Raw genomic sequence first — 16,043 nt, 5'->3', positions numbered from 1 at the left:
TCGCAACCGCACTATCTGACACTTTTTGTCACCTGCACCCGCCGTGTTTGGCGCTGTCACTTGACTAGGCTATAAGTCATGAACTGTAAGTGTGCGGAATTCCCATGAATGACATCGCTCTGAGCGGTCTGGCCAAGCAATTGGTGCAGGCTGAACTGCTGACAGAAAAAAGTGCCCAGCAAGCCTGGCAACAGGCCCAGCGTAATCGCTTGTCGCTGGTCAGCTATCTGGTGCAGAACAAACTGGTCAAGAGCTGGCAAGTGGCCGAGATTGCCAGCGAGCATTTCGGCATGGCGTTCCTCGATCTCAATTGCCTCGACAAGGAAACCCAGCCCAAGGGCCTGGTCAGCGAAAAACTGGTTCGTCAACACCATGCCCTGCCCTTGTGGCGACGCGGCAACAAGCTGTTCGTCGGCATCTCCGACCCGAGCAATCATCAAGCGATCAACGACATTCAGTTCAGCACCGGACTGAGCACCGAAGCCATTCTGGTCGAGGACGACAAGCTCACCGATGCCATCGAGAAATTCTTCGACACCCACGCCAGTGGCCTGGAAGACATGGCCGATGTCGATCTTGATGGCCTCGATGTCGAATCCATCGACGACAGCAAGCAGGACGCCATCGGTGGCCTCGATGCCGACGATGCACCGGTGGTGCGTTTCGTTCACAAGATGCTGCTCGACGCGATCAAGAGTGGCTCTTCCGACCTGCACTTCGAGCCTTACGAGAAAAACTACCGGGTGCGGGTACGCACCGACGGCATCCTGCGCGAGGTGGCCAAGCCACCGATTCAACTGGCCGGGCGCATCGCCGCGCGCCTGAAAGTCATGGCCAGCCTCGATATCTCGGAACGGCGCAAACCGCAGGACGGGCGGATCAAGATGCGTCTGTCGAAGAGCAAGTCGATCGATTTCCGCGTCAACACCCTGCCGACTCTGTGGGGCGAAAAAGTGGTGATCCGGATTCTCGACCCGTCCAGCGCGCAGATCGGAATCGACGCCCTCGGCTATGAGCCCGAGCAGAAGGATCTGTACATGGCCGCACTCAAGCAGCCACAGGGCATGATTCTGGTCACCGGCCCCACCGGGTCGGGTAAAACCGTGTCGCTCTACACCGGCCTGAATATCCTCAATACCGTCGACATCAACATCTCCACCGCTGAAGACCCGGTAGAGATCAACATGGAAGGCATCAACCAGGTCAACGTCAATCCCAAACAAGGACTCGACTTTGCTCAGGCGCTGCGCTCGTTTCTGCGCCAGGACCCGGACGTGATCATGGTCGGCGAGATCCGTGATCTGGAAACTGCAGAGATTGCGATCAAGGCTGCGCAGACCGGTCACCTGGTGCTCTCGACCCTGCACACCAACAGCGCCGCGGAAACCCTGACGCGCCTGCACAACATGGGCATTCCCGGCTTCAACATTGCCACCTCGGTCAGCCTGATCATCGCCCAGCGCCTGGCGCGCAAACTGTGCAGCCACTGCAAGAAACCCATCGAGATCCCCCGCGAAACCTTGATCAAGGAAGGTTTCCCCGAGGAACGCATCGGCCATTTCACGATCTACGAGCCGGTCGGTTGCGATCACTGCAACGGCGGCTACAAAGGACGCGTGGGGATATATGAAGTGGTGAAGAACACACCAGAGCTGCAACGTTTGATCATGGCCGAAGGCAACTCGCTGGAAATCGACCTGCAGATGCGCCGCGATGGCTTCGACGACCTGCGCACCTCCGGGCTGCACAAGGCCATGCAAGGCATCACCAGCCTTGAAGAAATCAACCGGGTCACCAAGGACTGAACATGGCGGTCAAGGCAGCGAAAATCAGTATTTATGCCTGGGAAGGTACAGACAGGAAAGGCAGCAAAGTCACCGGTGAACTCAGTGGACAGAATCCGGCACTGATCAAGGCACAACTGCGTAAACAGGGGATCAATCCCGGCAAGGTGCGCAAAAAATCCGCGTCGTTGTTGAGTTTTGGCAAACGCATCAAGGCCCAGGACATCGCTCTGTTCACCCGACAAATGGCAACCATGATGAAGGCCGGTGTGCCGTTGCTGCAGTCGTTCGACATCATTGGCGAAGGCTTTGAAAACCCGGCCATGCGCAAGCTGGTGGACGAGGTCAAACAGGAGGTTGCGGCCGGTAACAGCTTCGCCACAGCCCTGCGCAAGAAGCCGCAGTATTTCGACGAGTTGTATTGCAACCTGGTCGATGCGGGCGAGCAGTCCGGCGCCCTCGACACGTTGCTGGGACGGGTCGCGACCTATAAGGAAAAAAGCGAACGGCTAAAGGCCAAGATCAAAAAAGCCATGACCTACCCCACCGCCGTGGTGCTGGTGGCGGCAGTCGTGACCGGGATCCTGCTGGTTAAAGTGGTGCCGCAATTTCAGTCGGTGTTTTCCGGTTTCGGCGCTGAACTGCCGGCCTTCACCCTGATGGTGATCAGTCTGTCGGAATTCATGCAGCAATGGTGGTGGGCGATTCTCGGAGCGCTGGTCGCGGCGATCTTTGGTACCCGCCACGCACTGAAAACCTCTCAGGCATTACGTGATCGCAAAGACACCTGGCTGTTGAAACTGCCCTTGGTTGGCACGCTGATGTACAAGTCCGCCGTGGCGCGATTCGCTCGAACCCTGTCGACCACATTCGCTGCCGGTGTGCCGCTGGTGGAAGCGCTCGACTCGGTGGCCGGCGCCACCGGCAACGTAGTGTTCAAGCGTGCCGTGTTGCGGATTCGTCAGGACGTCTCGACCGGCATGCAGCTGAATTTTTCGATGCGCAGCACCGGGGTATTTCCGAACATGGCCGTACAGATGACCGCGATCGGCGAAGAGTCCGGCGCGCTGGACGAGATGCTCGACAAGGTCGCGGGGTTTTACGAAGAGGAAGTGGATAACATGGTCGACAACCTCACCAGCCTTATGGAGCCATTCATCATGGTAGTGCTGGGGGTGATCGTCGGTGGGCTGGTCGTGGCCATGTACCTGCCGATTTTCCAACTCGGCTCAGCGATCTGACATGCCTATCGACGAACTGTTTGCCCTGTATCCGCTGGCGTTTGTCTTCACCGCCCTGCTGCTCGGTCTGGTGGTCGGCAGTTTCCTTAACGTGCTGATCTGGCGCCTGCCGAAAATGCTCGAACGCGACTGGCGTCAACAGGCCCATGATGTGCTCGGTTTGCCCGGCGAGACGCCGCTGCCCACCTACAACCTGATGCTACCGCACTCCGAATGCCCGCATTGCGCCCACCGGATCCGCCCGTGGGAAAACATTCCTCTGCTCAGTTATATGTGGCTGCGTGGGCGTTGTTCAGCGTGCGCGGCGCCCATCAGCAAACGCTATCCGTTGACCGAACTGATCAGTGGGTTGCTCTCGGCCTTCATCGCCTGGCACTTCGGTTTCGGTTGGCCGGCGTGCGTGCTGATCTTCCTCACCTGGGGTTTGCTGGCGATGAGCCTGATCGACACCGAACACCAACTGCTGCCCGATGTGCTGGTGCTGCCGCTGCTGTGGCTGGGGTTGATCGTCAACAGCTTCGGCGTGTTCGTGCCGTTGCACGATGCACTGTGGGGCGCGGTGGCCGGTTACATGGCGCTGTGGTCGGTGTTCTGGCTGTTCAAACTGCTGACCGGCAAGGACGGCATCGGCCATGGTGATTTCAAGCTGTTGGCGCTGCTCGGCGCCTGGGGCGGCTGGCAGATTTTGCCGCTGACGATCCTGCTGTCATCATTGGTCGGCGCCATTATCGGGGTGATTTTTCTGCGTCTGCGCGAGCAAAAAACCTCGACGCCGATCCCCTTCGGCCCCTATCTGGCAATTGCCGGCTGGATTGCCTTGCTCTGGGGTGGTCAAATAACCGACTTCTATTGGCAGTTTGTCGGTTTGAAATGAATACCCCTGTGGAAAAACCCTGGATTCTCGGCCTCACCGGCGGCATCGGCAGCGGCAAAAGCGCGGCGGCTCAGCACTTCATTGATCTGGGTATCCACGTGGTGGATGCTGATCACGCGGCGCGTTGGGTGGTTGAACCCGGGCGTCCGGCGCTGGCGCAGATTGCCGAGCATTTCGGCCCCGGCGTGCTGCAGGCCGATGGCACGCTGGACCGTGCAGCCCTGCGCAAACTGATCTTCGAATTGCCGGAGCAACGTCGCTGGCTCGAAGCGCTGCTGCATCCGTTGATCGCCGAAGAAATCGCCCATCACCTGGCGCTGGCAAAATCGCCGTACGCGATTCTGGTTTCGCCACTGCTGATCGAGTCCGGGCAATACGCGATGACCCAACGCATCCTGGTGATCGACGCACCACAACAATTGCAGATCGAACGTACCTTGCAGCGTGACCAGACCAGCGAGCAGCAGGTTCAGGCGATCCTCAAGGCTCAGTCGAGCCGCGAAGACCGTGTGAGCCGCGCCGACGACGTGGTGGTCAACGACCGCGACCTCGCCTGGCTGCACAGCGAAGTCGAGCGTCTGCATCACTTTTACCTGACTTTATCCGGAGGCCAAGCATGAGCCAGATCCCCACCGTTGAATGCCCGACCTGTGGCGCCCCCGTGGAATTCACGCCTGAAAGCGAATTTCGACCATTCTGCTCCGCGCGCTGCAAACTGATCGACCTCGGCGCCTGGGCCTCCGAAGAACACAAAATTCCGGTTGCACCGGACGCCGAGGACGAAATGTTTTCCGGCGATTTCGATCCGCGTCACTGATCCGGTCAGGGCCGCATAAAGCCGTAGTCCTGATCGTCATCGAGGTTTTCCGCCAGAAAGCGCAACTCGTCAGCCAGGTCTTCGGCGTTGCGCACGGCCTTGCTCTGCTGCACCACGGCACTGAGCAAGGCGCGCAAACTCAACCCTGGGTCAAAGCCCACCTCCTGCGCCATGTCCAGACTCTGCCGGGTTTCCTGCCTTGCCCATTCGTAAACACTCATGCCGCCGCTCCTGAAGAGATTTGCGCGAGCATGAAATTTCCCGCGCCGGACGGGTTTGATGTGGATCAAGACTTGGGGTCGTCGTCCTTCCATGGCGCCGAAAGGTAGCGCGTGCGGTTGAAGGTCTCCAGCCATTCCGGACTGAATACCACCAGCGCACTGATGATCATGCCGTTGATGAACGCTTCGGGAAACAGCAGCAGCCACAGATAACCGACGAAATCCTCCAGCCACTCCGGCATGGCAAAGAGACCGTCGTACCACAGCAGCGTCAGGCTCAGGATCAGGCACAACAACGCTGAAAGCGCGGCGGCAAAAAAACCGGAGCAGAAGATATAAACGAACGGATTACGTGGCTGTGCGCGCTCGACGACGATCGCCACGCATTCGGTGATCAACACCGGTAACAGAATCAGCAGCGAACCATTGACCCCAATGGCCAGCAGATCCTGACGACCCAGTAGCACCAGACCGATCTGCGCGACCAGGCCACCGACAATCGCCAGCGGCCAGTCCAGCAGCAACGTTACCGCCGTCATGCCGATGAAGTGATAAGACACGCCCGTGTCGAAATCCCTGCGCACCAGCCACAACAGAAACAAGGCGAACACGGTACCAAACAACAGATGCTGACGGCGGCTGTCGCTGAACAACTCGACCCACGGCGCACGCGCAATCGCCCAGAGCAGCACCGGCACATAAATCAGCCAGCCGAGCGTCAGGCTCGCCGTCGAAAGCAGTTCAGCTCCAATCATTCCCTCACCCTCCATCGACATTCAGCTGTAGGAGCTGCCGAAGGCTGCGATCTTTTGATTTTTTTATTTAAGAGCAAGATCAAAAGATCGCAGCCTTCGGCAGCTCCTACAAGGACAAGGTGAACGGGCGGTTCAAGCAAAGCTTTCTGCTTGTCGCATTTGAACGCTAAGCTTGGGCCTATGGATGACTCAGATTATTTACGCCTGCTGACCATCGCGGCCGAGCAGGCCAACGCCTTTCTGTCCAATGCCCGCAAATGGGAGCGTGAGCGTTGGGTCTGCCAACGCCTGCTGCAAGGCCTGAACATTCCCTATCGTGCTGACGAATTCGCGCCGGCCGGCGAACCGCCGGATGTACTGTTTCGCGATGCCAATTTCGAGGTGTTCTTCGTGCTCGACGAGGGACGCCGACTAAACGACGAATGGCGCGACGAACTGCAGCGCCGCCGCAGCGCCTTTTCCCTCAGCCAACTGGTGCGCCGCGAAGCCAAGCCCAAACGCATCCCGGCCAATGAATTTCTGATGCGACTGGCGCCGACCTTGCGCAAAAAAGCCCACAACTACAAGGAACGCGGTATGGATCTGGGCGAACTGGATATCATCGCCTTCGCCAGTCTTAAACGTGAGGTGCTGGACCTGAACAGCCATTTCCCCCCGCCGACCGAATATCTGCGCCAAGGCTGGCGCTCGCTGTCACTCGTCGGCCCGACGTTTGCCCGTGTGCTGTTCGCCCACCCGGATGCGCCGGATTTTCTGCGCAGCAACCTCGGCCGCAGCATCGTCTTTGACGTCGGGATCAGCCTGTGACACCACTTCAGCAATTGATCGCCGATGTGCCGCAAACCGGCCGTGTGCGCTGGATTGGCGTGCGCCCTGAATCCCGTGGGCCGATGATCGAACTGGATGCCGTGGAGGCGCGACTTGAGGCCGGGCTGACCGGCGATCATGCACGCCCCGGTGTGCGTAATGCGCGGCAGGTAACGCTGATCCAGTGGGAACATCTGGCGGTGATCAGCGCATTGTTGGGCCGCCCCGACGATCAACCCGTCAGCCCTGAAGACTTGCGGCGCAATCTCGTTATCAGCGGTATCAATTTGTTTAGCCTCAAGGGTCGGCGCTTTCGCATCGGTCAGGCAATATTCGAAACCACGGGTTGGTGTCAGCCCTGCGCACGTCTGCAAAACAACCTTGGCCCCGGCACCTTTCAAGCCGTGCGCGGGCATGGCGGAATTACCGCGCGGGTGTTACAAAGCGGGATCATTCGCCTCGAAGATAGTGTGAGCGTCGAACCGGTTCCGGACAGCGGCTATGCTGCGTTCAACCCCGGATAAAAACCGCTGTAGCTTCTGCCCATTCAGCAACGTCTACCTGACGAGGCAAATATGACCAGCCGCCTGAACCCCGAAGACCAGAAACATGTCGAAGAGTACCTGCAACTGTCCCAACACCGAGTCGAGCGCCGGCCATTCCGGCCGTGGATGCTCCTCGTGCTGGTGCTGGCAGTGACCATTGGTCTGGGCCTGTTGAGCCGATTTATCAGTTACCTGACGCTATGAGCTGCCTGGCGCTCGCTTGGGTAACCGCACCGATTTCCTTTAAAAACCTTGCGAGTTATCCCCATGTCCCATCGTATTGTTATTGTCGGCGGCGGCGCCGGCGGTCTGGAGTTGGCTACCCGTCTGGGTAAGACTCTGGGCAAGCGCGGCACCGCCAGCGTGATGTTGGTCGACGCCAACCTGACGCACATCTGGAAACCCCTTTTGCACGAAGTGGCCGCCGGATCGCTGAACTCCTCCGAAGACGAACTCAACTATGTTGCCCAGGCCAAATGGAACCACTTCGAGTTCCAGCTGGGGCGCATGAGCGGGCTTGATCGTGCGCAGAAGAAAATCCAGCTGGCCGCCACCTACGATGAAAACGGCGTAGAACTGGTGCCGGCACGTGAAGTGCAGTACGACTCGCTGGTGATCAGTGTCGGCAGCACCACCAACGATTTTGGTACTCAGGGCGCGGCGCAACACTGCCTGTTCCTCGACACCCGCAAACAGGCCGAGCGCTTCCACCAGCAACTGCTCAACCACTATCTGCGTGCACACGCCGGGCAAACCGATGTGGTCGAGCAGATCAGCGTGGCGATCGTCGGTGCTGGTGCGACGGGCGTTGAACTGGCGGCAGAACTGCACAACGCCGCCCATGAACTGGCGGCTTATGGTCTGGACCGGATCAAACCGGAAAACATGCACATCACCCTGATCGAAGCCGGGCCTCGAGTATTGCCAGCCCTGCCGGAACGCATCAGCGGGCCGGTACACAAGACCCTGGAAAAACTCGGGGTCAATGTGATGACCAACGCTTCGGTCAGCGAAGTGACCGCCGACAGCCTGATTACTGCCGACGGCAACGAGATCAAGGCCAGCCTGAAAGTCTGGGCAGCGGGCATTCGCGCACCGGGTTTCCTCAAGGACATCGACGGCCTGGAGACCAACCGCATCAATCAACTGCAAGTGTTGCCGACGCTGCAAACTACCCGCGACGAAAACATCTTCGCCTTCGGTGACTGCGCGGCTTGCCCGCAACCAGGCACCGATCGCAACGTGCCGCCACGGGCGCAAGCCGCGCATCAACAGGCATCGCTGCTGGCCAAGTCGCTGAAGCTGCGCATCGAAGGCAAGACTCTGCCGGAGTACAAGTACACCGACTACGGCTCGCTGATTTCGTTGTCGCGTTTTTCGGCGGTGGGTAACTTGATGGGCAACCTGACCGGCAGCGTAATGCTCGAAGGCTGGCTGGCGCGGATGTTTTACGTGTCGCTGTATCGTATGCACCAAATGGCGCTGTACGGGCCGTTCCGCACGGCGATGCTGATGCTCGGCAGCAAGATTGGTCGTGGCACTGAACCGCGTCTGAAACTGCATTGATGTAAACCGGTGGGAGCGAGCCTGCTCGCGAATGCGTTGTGTCAGCTGAATTTAATGTCGACTGATACGACGCCTTCGCGAGCAGGCTCGCTCCCACATTATTTTATGTTGATTGCAAGATCTGTTTCCTAGTGTATCCCCGCCGCGCTTTCCCCACCTTTGGTTACAAACTCCCCCGCTGCGCGACACAGTCGCGATACACCGCCACCGCTTAATGGCCACACCCGAGCAACACCGCTCAGGCTTGCGTCTTTAACGTGTGGTTGCGTTGTGCAGCCCAGGAGAATCCAAATGTCCCGTACTTCGACCCTCGGTAAAAAATCCATTGGCATGATCGGCGCAGCACTGGCTGGCGGCCTGATGTTGTCCGGTTCGGTGTTTGCCGCCCAGCCACTGGCGCAGGGTTACATGGTCGCTTCAGCTGAAACCTCGGTGAAAGCGCCGGAAGGCAAATGTGGTGAAGGCAAATGTGGCGATGCCTCGATGGCCAAGACTGACAGCGATGGCGACGGCAAGGTCTCCCGCGCCGAATTTCTGAAGGTCGCGCCGAAGTCCGATTTCGACAAAATCGACACCAACCACGATGGCTTTATCGATGAGCAAGAGGCCTACAACAACGTGAAGGCCAACTTTGAAGCCAATGGCAAGAAGATGCCGAAAGGCCTGTTCGATCACCTGAAAGATCAAGACGGCGCCTGATCGGCAGTAAAAAACAAGCCGCGCTTCTCCTGAGAGAAACGCGGCTTTTTCACGTCTGCCCGTTTATAACTGGAAGCGCCGGACCATGCCCTGCAGTGCGTTGGCCAGTTGCGACAACTCATGGCTGGAGGCACTGGTCTGGTCGGCACCGGCGGCCGAGCGTACCGACAAATCACGAATGTTCACCAGGTTGCGGTCCACTTCGCGGGCAACTTGCGCTTGTTCTTCCGCAGCGCTGGCAATCACCAGATTGCGCTCATGGATCTCATGCACCGACGCGGTAATGGTTTGCAGCGCCTCACCGGCGCGCTCAGCCAACGCCAGGGTGGTCGTGGCACGCGCAGTACTCGCCTGCATCGAATCCAGCGCCAGGCTCGAACCGCTGCGCATGCCCTGGACCATCTGCTCGATCTCCTGAGTCGATTGCTGCGTGCGATAAGCCAGCGCGCGTACTTCATCGGCCACTACGGCGAAACCTCGCCCGCTCTCGCCGGCCCGTGCCGCTTCAATCGCTGCGTTGAGCGCCAGCAGGTTGGTCTGCTCGGCGATCGCCCGAATCACGTCGAGTACTTTGCCAATGTCCTGCGATTGGTTGGCCAGTGATTGCACCAACTCGCCGGTCTGTTGCACATCGCTGGCCAGTGCGTTGATGGCCGTGGCGGTCTCACTGACACGCACCTGCCCCAGATGCGCCGACTCGCTGGATTGACGGGTCGCATCAGAGGTCGACACCGCATTGCGTGCGACCTCTTCCACCGCAGCCGTCATCTGATTGACCGCTGTCGCGGCTTGTTCGATTTCGTGGTTCTGCTGTTGCAGCCCTTGCGTACTGTCGAGTGTCACCGCATTGAGTTCATCGGCAGCGCTCGCCAGTTGCGTGGCTGAACCGCTGATGCCTTGCAGCGTCTCGCGCAGGTTCTGCTGCATGGTCGCCAAGGCTTTGAGCAAACGGCTGACTTCATCGTTGCCATCAGTTTCGATCGGACGGGTCAGATCACCCTGCGCCACACTTTCTGCTGCACTCACTGCACTGCTCAGCGGTCGAACGATGCTGCGGGTGAGCATCATCGCCAGCGCCACCGTGGCCAGTGCGGCCAACGCGATGAACAAGCTGACAATCGTGCGCGAGTTATCGTAATGCGCAGCGGATTTCTGGCTTTCAGCCGCGACCTGTTTGGCGAACAGGTCTGCCAGGTCATTGAGTTGTTTGCCGGAGCCATCGACGACGGTTTTCATATCGACCAACAACAACTTGGTCAGCTCATCGCGCTTGCCCTGCTCGGCGAGGGCGAAGGATTGAGCGATGCCGCTACGATACGCGGCGAAGGTTTTTTTGAACTGATCGTATAACTGCTGACCTTCCGGGGTGTTGACCAGTTTGTCGTAGGCGGCGATTTTCTCGCTCAGTTCCTTGTCGCGGGTGTCCATCTGGCCGCGGTAGGTGGCGATATTGTTCGCATCCTGGTCCAGCGCCATGCGCAACGAGATGGTGCGAATGCGCAGCATGATCTCGCGAATCTCGTCGCCACCACGAATGCTCGGCAGCCACTGATTTTCTACCGCAACTTCACTGTCGCGAATACTCGACATCTGCCCCAGCGCAAACACGCCGAGCAAGGCGACCAACACCGCAATCAGGGCAAATCCCAAGGCAGCCCGGGGAGCAATATTCAACTGACGAAGCAACATGACGCACGCCCTTATTCTTGTATTGGCCAGATTCAAGGGGCGAAAGCCATGGCAGTCCCCTCGTGTTAGCGGGCTATCGGCCAGTTGTATGATGACTTGAAGGGAATCGTCTTTTTCGCAGGCAAAAAAAATCCCCGTATCTTTCGATACGAGGATTTTTAATATGGTCGGGGTAAGGGGATTCGAACTCCTGACATCCTGCTCCCAAAGCAGGCGCGCTACCGGACTGCGCTATACCCCGGCTTGAAATTGGCTCCGTGACCAGGACTCGAACCTGGGACCCAATGATTAACAGTCATTTGCTCTACCGACTGAGCTATCACGGAACTACATATTTCAATTTACAACGGTGAAACTTGTTGCTTCCAGTCACTCGTTCGCATCGCTGCGTTCGTGTGTCTGAGGCGCGCTATTCTACAACCTAGAACACCTCTGTCAACCCCCTAAATTGCTTTCAAGTTAATGATTTGCAACTTATTTCAGATTTCAACTCAGTGAGCTGAGACCGTCTTGGCGACTGACTGCGGGGCGCACTTTACAAGCCTTTTCCTTTGAGTTCAACAGCCTAACGAAAAAAAAGGCCCCACAAGGTGGGGCCTGCCAATTTTCATTGGCGTTTGGACTTAGTTGAAAACGATTTCGTCGTTCTCGACAGTGCCGGTCGCCGTGTCGCCTGGCATGAAATGACCCGAAAGGATCAACTGCGCCAGCGGGTTTTCGATCCAGCGCTGAATCGCCCGCTTCAAAGGGCGTGCGCCATACACCGGGTCGTAACCGACAGCGATCAGCTTATCCATCGCTTCCGAGCTCAGTTCCAGCTTCAGCTCGCGCTCGGCCAGACGACTGCGCAGACGGCCCAACTGAATCTCGGTAATGCCCGCGATCTGATCCCGCGCCAGTGGCTCGAAGATCACCACTTCGTCGACCCGGTTGATGAACTCCGGACGGAAGTGCGACGTCAGCGCATCCATGACTGCAGCGCGCTGTGCTTCACGATCACCGACCAGTTCCTGGATCTGTACCGAACCCAGGTTCGAGGTCATGACGATCACGGTATTACGGAAATCCACCGTACGGCCATGGCTGTCGGTCAGGCGACCATCTTCAAGCACTTGCAGCAAGATGTTGAACACATCCGGGTGCGCCTTCTCGACTTCGTCCAGCAGGATCACCGAATAAGGCTTGCGACGCACCGCCTCGGTCAGGTAACCGCCCTCCTCGTAACCGACGTATCCCGGTGGCGCACCGATCAGACGCGCCACGGAATGTTTCTCCATGAACTCGGACATGTCGATCCGCACCATCGCCTCTTCCGTATCAAAGAGGAATTCGGCCAGTGCCTTGCACAGCTCGGTTTTACCGACACCGGTCGGGCCGAGGAACATGAACGAGCCGCTCGGACGATTCGGATCGGACAACCCGGCACGCGAACGCCGTACTGCGTTAGACACGGCAACTACGGCTTCTTCCTGACCGATCACGCGTTTGTGCAACAGGCTTTCCATCTTCATCAGCTTGTCGCGCTCGCCTTCGAGCATTTTCGACACCGGGATGCCGGTCCACTTCGACACGACTTCGGCGATCTCTTCTTCAGTCACCTTGCTGCGCAGCAACTGGTTCTCGCTCTTGCCGTGCTGATCGACCATTTGCAGGCTGCGCTCCAGATCCGGGATCACCCCGTACTGCAACTCGGCCATGCGGTTCAGGTCGCCTTTACGGCGCGCGGCTTCCAGCTCCTGACGCGACTGTTCGATCTTCTGCTGAATCTGCGCAGAACCCTGCACCTCGGCTTTCTCCGAGTTCCAGATTTCTTCCAGATCCGAGTACTCGCGCTCGAGACGGACGATTTCTTCCTGGAGTTTCTCCAGACGTTTCATCGCTGCTTCGTCGCTTTCTTTCTTCAGCGCCTGGGATTCCACCTTCAACTGAATCAGGCGACGCTCCAGACGATCCAGCACCTCCGGCTTGGAATCGATTTCCATGCGGATGCGGCTGGCGGCCTCGTCGATCAGGTCGATGGCCTTGTCCGGCAGTTGCCGGTCGGTGATGTAGCGATGGCTGAGCTTGGCCGCGGCGATGATCGCGCCGTCGGTGATCGCCACCTTATGGTGAACCTCGTAACGCTCTTTGAGGCCACGCAGGATGGCGATGGTGTCTTCTTCGCTCGGCTCATCCACCAGGACTTTTTGGAAGCGTCGCTCGAGGGCTGCGTCCTTCTCTATATATTGGCGGTACTCGTTGAGCGTGGTCGCGCCAACGCAGTGCAACTCACCACGAGCCAGTGCAGGCTTGAGCATGTTGCCGGCGTCCATCGAGCCTTCGCCCTTACCGGCACCCACCATGGTGTGCAACTCGTCGATGAACAGAATGATCTGCCCTTCCTGCTTCGACAGCTCGTTGAGCAGCGATTTCAGGCGTTCTTCGAACTCACCGCGATACTTGGCACCGGCAATCAGCGCGCCCATGTCCAGCGAGAGCAGACGTTTGCCCTTGAGGCCGTCCGGCACTTCGCCGTTGATGATGCGCTGGGCCAGACCTTCGGCGATCGCGGTTTTACCCACGCCAGGTTCGCCGATCAGCACCGGGTTGTTCTTGGTGCGCCGTTGCAGAACCTGAATGGTGCGGCGAATTTCGTCGTCACGGCCGATGACCGGATCGAGCTTGCCGTCTTCGGCGCGCTTGGTCAGGTCGACGGTGTATTTATCCAACGCCTGCCGCGACTCTTCGTGATTGGCGTCGTTTACCGCGTCGCCGCCACGCAGGTTGTTGATCGCGTTTTCCAGGGCTTTCTTGCTCACGCCCTGGCCGAGCAGCAACTTGCCGAGCTTGCTGTTCTCGTCCATCGCGGCGAGCAGCACCAGTTCGCTGGAAATGAACTGGTCACCCTTCTGCTGGGCCAGACGATCGGCCTGGTTGAGCAGGCGCGCCAGATCCTGCGACATGTTGACGTCGCCGGTCGGGTTCTGGATTTTCGGTAATTGGTCGAGCTCTTTGGTCAGCTCTTTGCGCAAGCTGTTGACGTCGAAGCCGACCTGCATCAGCAGAGGTTTGATCGAACCACCCTGCTGTTCAAGCATGGCTTGCATCAAGTGCGCCGGCTCAATCGCCGGATGATCGTGGCCGACTGCCAACGACTGGGCGTCGGACAAGGCCAACTGTAATTTGCTGGTTAAACGGTCTATTCGCATAAGTCACCTTCCTTTTGAGCAGGCCGGACCTAAAAACCATCCTGAATAAAGAAACCTGCCAGATACCGCTATAGATGCGGTCGATTCTGCAAGATTCAAGCGTCAGAGGGTTGATGCAGATCAGACAGTTTAGCGGGTGAGCCAAACGAGGGAGGCGAACCGACCAGTGCGCGGGGCACGGCGATAAGAAAAGAAGCGAGGATCAGTCACGGTGCAGAAACCGCCGCCATAAACAGCAGTGACACCACGTTCAGCCAGACGCAGGCGAGCCAGCTTATAGATGTCAGCCATGAACTTGCCAGCATTGTGACTCGGCACGAAGGCATTTGCCGCTTCCGGCAATTGATTGATGAAGACTTCCCGAACTTCCGGGCCGACTTCAAAGGCTTTCGGGCCGATGGCCGGGCCCAGCCAGACAAGCACCTCTCCAGCAGGAACATCGAGGCTGTCGAGAGTGGCCTCAAGCACGCCCGCCGCCAGACCACGCCAACCGGCATGAGCGGCCGCGACACGAGTGCCGGCGCGATCGCAGAACAAGGCTGGCAAGCAATCCGCCGTCATCGCCGCGCAGGCGATACCCGGCGTTGCTGTCCAGCTGGCATCAGCGGTGGCGACGATGCCCGGATCGGCATGCGCCACGGCAATCCCGTGCACTTGCTGCAACCAGGCAGGCTGTATAGAGAAGTGCTCGGTCAGGCGCCGACGGTTTTCGGCAACGGCCTCAGGACGATCATCGACATGATCACCCAGATTGAGGCTGTCGAACGGCGCCTCGCTGACACCACCCTCGCGGGTGGTGACGCAGGCTTTGACGCTGGCCGGCGCAGGCCAGTCCGGCGTCAGCCAGTTCATCCGACGAACGCCTCGCGATCCTGCTTGAGCAGGGTCAGCAACCAGACGAAATCTTCTGGCAGCGGTGATTCCCAGCTCATGCGCACACCGGTCGTCGGATGATCCAGTTCAAGGAAACGCGCGTGCAGGGCCTGACGCGGGAAATGCTTGAGGGACTCAACCATCGTCGGGTTTGCCGCCGGCGGAATGCGGAAACGACCGCCGTACGCCGGATCGCCGACCAACGGGAAGTTGATGTGCGACATGTGTACGCGAATCTGGTGAGTACGACCGGTTTCCAGCTTCACCCGTACGTGGGTGTGGGAACGGAAGCGCTCCAGCACGCGATAGTGGCTGACGGCAGGCTTGCCGCCTTCCATCACCGCCATGCGCTGGCGCTGCTGACCGTGGCGACCGATCGGGGCGTTGATCTTGCCACCGGCCGTCACCACGCCAATCACGATGCACTCATAGATGCGGCTGACGCTGCGACTCTGCAATTGAGTAACGAGCTTTGTCTGCGCCTGAATGGTCTTGGCCACCACCATCAAACCGGTGGTGTCCTTGTCCAGACGATGCACGATACCGGCGCGCGGGACATTGATGATGTCCGGCACGTGGTGCAGCAAGGCGTTGAGCAGCGTGCCATCGGCGTGACCGGCAGCCGGGTGCACCACCAGGCCCGCAGGCTTGTTGATCACCAGAATGTCGTCGTCTTCATAGACGATGTCGAGCTCGATGTCCTGGGCGATCCACTCGCCCTGGGCTTCCTGCTCGGCAGTCAGCTCAAGGATGGCACCGCCGTGCACGATGTCGCGAGGGCGGATGACCGCCCCGTCCACAGTCAGGCGACCTTCTTTGATCCAGGCGGAAAGGCGCGAGCGAGAGTGCTCAGCGAAGAGTTGGGCAGCGACTTGATCGAGGCGTTGGCCGCCCAATTCGGACGGCACCTCTGCGCGAAGTTCAATTTTATCGGACATGCTCTGACTGTGCGTCGGCACAGCTTTTGGTTTCGGCTGCGCGCTT

16 protein-coding genes, 2 tRNA genes and 1 pseudogene are annotated in these 16,043 nt (G+C 58.8%); 10 read left to right on the top strand and 9 right to left on the bottom strand.

Going from position 1 to position 16,043, the window contains the following annotated elements; translation table 11 throughout:
- The first annotated feature begins 104 nt into the window (after positions 1–104).
- From pilB to yacG, 5 genes are read left to right on the top strand one after another with little or no spacing between them, the layout of a single operon-like run.
- Positions 105–1,805 carry a type IV-A pilus assembly ATPase PilB gene (gene pilB, locus ACIF4X_RS17815; protein WP_397483145.1) on the top strand — a complete coding sequence of 567 codons (1,701 nt, stop codon included), beginning with the start codon at positions 105–107 and terminating at the stop codon, positions 1,803–1,805.
- A 2-nt stretch (positions 1,806–1,807) separates the two neighbouring features.
- Positions 1,808–3,025, top strand: coding sequence for a type II secretion system F family protein (locus tag ACIF4X_RS17810; protein WP_397483144.1), 1,218 nt, complete (start codon positions 1,808–1,810; stop codon positions 3,023–3,025).
- 1 nt (position 3,026) lies between these two features.
- Positions 3,027–3,899: a prepilin peptidase gene (locus ACIF4X_RS17805; RefSeq protein WP_397483143.1), complete on the top strand. Its 873-nt coding sequence runs from the start codon at positions 3,027–3,029 to the stop codon at positions 3,897–3,899.
- Entirely contained in the window at positions 3,896–4,519 is a 624-nt protein-coding gene (gene coaE, locus ACIF4X_RS17800; protein ID WP_277759335.1) for a dephospho-CoA kinase, read from the top strand. Before ACIF4X_RS17805 ends, coaE begins: the two co-directional genes overlap by 4 nt.
- Complete coding sequence (gene yacG / locus ACIF4X_RS17795; protein ID WP_129395558.1) at positions 4,516–4,716, top strand: DNA gyrase inhibitor YacG; 201 nt, start codon at positions 4,516–4,518, stop codon at positions 4,714–4,716. Before coaE ends, yacG begins: the two co-directional genes overlap by 4 nt.
- Positions 4,717–4,721: 5 nt before the next feature.
- Here the strand turns inward: yacG and ACIF4X_RS17790 are convergent, their stop codons facing one another.
- Complete coding sequence (locus ACIF4X_RS17790) at positions 4,722–4,937, bottom strand: hypothetical protein (protein WP_007909901.1); 216 nt, start codon at positions 4,935–4,937, stop codon at positions 4,722–4,724.
- Between the two features lie 65 nt (positions 4,938–5,002).
- Complete coding sequence (locus tag ACIF4X_RS17785; protein WP_397483142.1) at positions 5,003–5,692, bottom strand: energy-coupling factor ABC transporter permease; 690 nt, start codon at positions 5,690–5,692, stop codon at positions 5,003–5,005.
- Between the two features lie 180 nt (positions 5,693–5,872).
- On the opposite strand from ACIF4X_RS17785, the gene ACIF4X_RS17780 reads away from it, so the two are divergent.
- From ACIF4X_RS17780 to ACIF4X_RS17760, 5 genes are all read left to right on the top strand, one after another.
- On the top strand, positions 5,873–6,499 hold the full coding sequence (locus tag ACIF4X_RS17780; RefSeq protein WP_008078503.1) for a DUF1780 domain-containing protein: 627 nt from the start codon (positions 5,873–5,875) through the stop codon (positions 6,497–6,499).
- Positions 6,496–7,023, top strand: coding sequence for an MOSC domain-containing protein (locus ACIF4X_RS17775; protein ID WP_397483141.1), 528 nt, complete (start codon positions 6,496–6,498; stop codon positions 7,021–7,023). Before ACIF4X_RS17780 ends, ACIF4X_RS17775 begins: the two co-directional genes overlap by 4 nt.
- A gap of 51 nt (positions 7,024–7,074) precedes the next feature.
- Complete coding sequence (locus ACIF4X_RS17770; RefSeq protein WP_007909875.1) at positions 7,075–7,248, top strand: DUF3094 domain-containing protein; 174 nt, start codon at positions 7,075–7,077, stop codon at positions 7,246–7,248.
- 63 nt (positions 7,249–7,311) lie between these two features.
- Positions 7,312–8,610, top strand: a complete 1,299-nt coding sequence (locus ACIF4X_RS17765; RefSeq protein WP_016986237.1) for an NAD(P)/FAD-dependent oxidoreductase — start codon at positions 7,312–7,314, stop codon at positions 8,608–8,610.
- A gap of 291 nt (positions 8,611–8,901) precedes the next feature.
- Positions 8,902–9,309 carry an EF-hand domain-containing protein gene (locus tag ACIF4X_RS17760; protein ID WP_397483140.1) on the top strand — a complete coding sequence of 136 codons (408 nt, stop codon included), beginning with the start codon at positions 8,902–8,904 and terminating at the stop codon, positions 9,307–9,309.
- Positions 9,310–9,372: 63 nt separating this feature from the next.
- Here the strand turns inward: ACIF4X_RS17760 and ACIF4X_RS17755 are convergent, their stop codons facing one another.
- From ACIF4X_RS17755 to rluD, 7 genes and pseudogenes are all read right to left on the bottom strand, one after another.
- Positions 9,373–10,236 (bottom strand): methyl-accepting chemotaxis protein, encoded by an 864-nt coding sequence (locus ACIF4X_RS17755; protein ID WP_397483173.1) that lies wholly within the window; start codon positions 10,234–10,236, stop codon positions 9,373–9,375.
- Positions 10,228–10,998: pseudogene (locus tag ACIF4X_RS17750) on the bottom strand (MCP four helix bundle domain-containing protein); the annotation flags it as partial. The pseudogene ACIF4X_RS17750 and the gene ACIF4X_RS17755, both read right to left, overlap by 9 nt.
- Before the next feature lie 164 nt (positions 10,999–11,162).
- Positions 11,163–11,239 (bottom strand) — tRNA-Pro (locus ACIF4X_RS17745).
- Positions 11,240–11,248: 9 nt separating this feature from the next.
- Positions 11,249–11,324 (bottom strand) — tRNA-Asn (locus ACIF4X_RS17740).
- Between the two features lie 297 nt (positions 11,325–11,621).
- The gene (gene clpB, locus ACIF4X_RS17735; RefSeq protein WP_397483139.1) at positions 11,622–14,186 is read right to left on the bottom strand and encodes an ATP-dependent chaperone ClpB; all 2,565 of its coding nucleotides are present in this window, start codon (positions 14,184–14,186) and stop codon (positions 11,622–11,624) included.
- Positions 14,187–14,315: 129 nt separating this feature from the next.
- The gene (gene pgeF, locus ACIF4X_RS17730; protein WP_397483138.1) at positions 14,316–15,038 is read right to left on the bottom strand and encodes a peptidoglycan editing factor PgeF; all 723 of its coding nucleotides are present in this window, start codon (positions 15,036–15,038) and stop codon (positions 14,316–14,318) included.
- Positions 15,035–15,997, bottom strand: a complete 963-nt coding sequence (gene rluD, locus ACIF4X_RS17725; protein WP_007909858.1) for a 23S rRNA pseudouridine(1911/1915/1917) synthase RluD — start codon at positions 15,995–15,997, stop codon at positions 15,035–15,037. Before rluD ends, pgeF begins: the two co-directional genes overlap by 4 nt.
- Positions 15,998–16,043: the final 46 nt, after the last annotated feature.

Origin of the sequence: Pseudomonas sp. NPDC085632, assembly GCF_044541255.1 — a bacterium.
Taxonomy (GTDB): Bacteria; Pseudomonadota; Gammaproteobacteria; order Pseudomonadales; family Pseudomonadaceae; genus Aquipseudomonas.
The sequence above is the reverse complement of the archived record's forward strand: the minus strand, read 5'-3'. Positions and strand labels throughout refer to the sequence as shown.

Bases quoted from the DNA above. Each gene is read 5' to 3' on its own strand.
- ACIF4X_RS17760 (WP_397483140.1), top strand. From the start codon at position 8,902: ATGTCCCGTACTTCGACCCTCGGTAAAAAATCCATTGGCATGATCGGC.
- pilB (WP_397483145.1), top strand. From the start codon at position 105: ATGAATGACATCGCTCTGAGCGGTCTGGCCAAGCAATTGGTGCAGGCT.
- ACIF4X_RS17770 (WP_007909875.1), top strand. From the start codon at position 7,075: ATGACCAGCCGCCTGAACCCCGAAGACCAGAAACATGTCGAAGAGTAC.
- rluD (WP_007909858.1), bottom strand. From the start codon at position 15,997: ATGTCCGATAAAATTGAACTTCGCGCAGAGGTGCCGTCCGAATTGGGC.
- ACIF4X_RS17780 (WP_008078503.1), top strand. From the start codon at position 5,873: ATGGATGACTCAGATTATTTACGCCTGCTGACCATCGCGGCCGAGCAG.
- coaE (WP_277759335.1), top strand. From the start codon at position 3,896: ATGAATACCCCTGTGGAAAAACCCTGGATTCTCGGCCTCACCGGCGGC.
- ACIF4X_RS17810 (WP_397483144.1), top strand. From the start codon at position 1,808: ATGGCGGTCAAGGCAGCGAAAATCAGTATTTATGCCTGGGAAGGTACA.
- clpB (WP_397483139.1), bottom strand. From the start codon at position 14,186: ATGCGAATAGACCGTTTAACCAGCAAATTACAGTTGGCCTTGTCCGAC.
- ACIF4X_RS17765 (WP_016986237.1), top strand. From the start codon at position 7,312: ATGTCCCATCGTATTGTTATTGTCGGCGGCGGCGCCGGCGGTCTGGAG.
- ACIF4X_RS17805 (WP_397483143.1), top strand. From the start codon at position 3,027: ATGCCTATCGACGAACTGTTTGCCCTGTATCCGCTGGCGTTTGTCTTC.
- pgeF (WP_397483138.1), bottom strand. From the start codon at position 15,038: ATGAACTGGCTGACGCCGGACTGGCCTGCGCCGGCCAGCGTCAAAGCC.
- ACIF4X_RS17755 (WP_397483173.1), bottom strand. From the start codon at position 10,236: ATGCAGCAGAACCTGCGCGAGACGCTGCAAGGCATCAGCGGTTCAGCC.
- ACIF4X_RS17790 (WP_007909901.1), bottom strand. From the start codon at position 4,937: ATGAGTGTTTACGAATGGGCAAGGCAGGAAACCCGGCAGAGTCTGGAC.
- yacG (WP_129395558.1), top strand. From the start codon at position 4,516: ATGAGCCAGATCCCCACCGTTGAATGCCCGACCTGTGGCGCCCCCGTG.
- ACIF4X_RS17785 (WP_397483142.1), bottom strand. From the start codon at position 5,692: ATGATTGGAGCTGAACTGCTTTCGACGGCGAGCCTGACGCTCGGCTGG.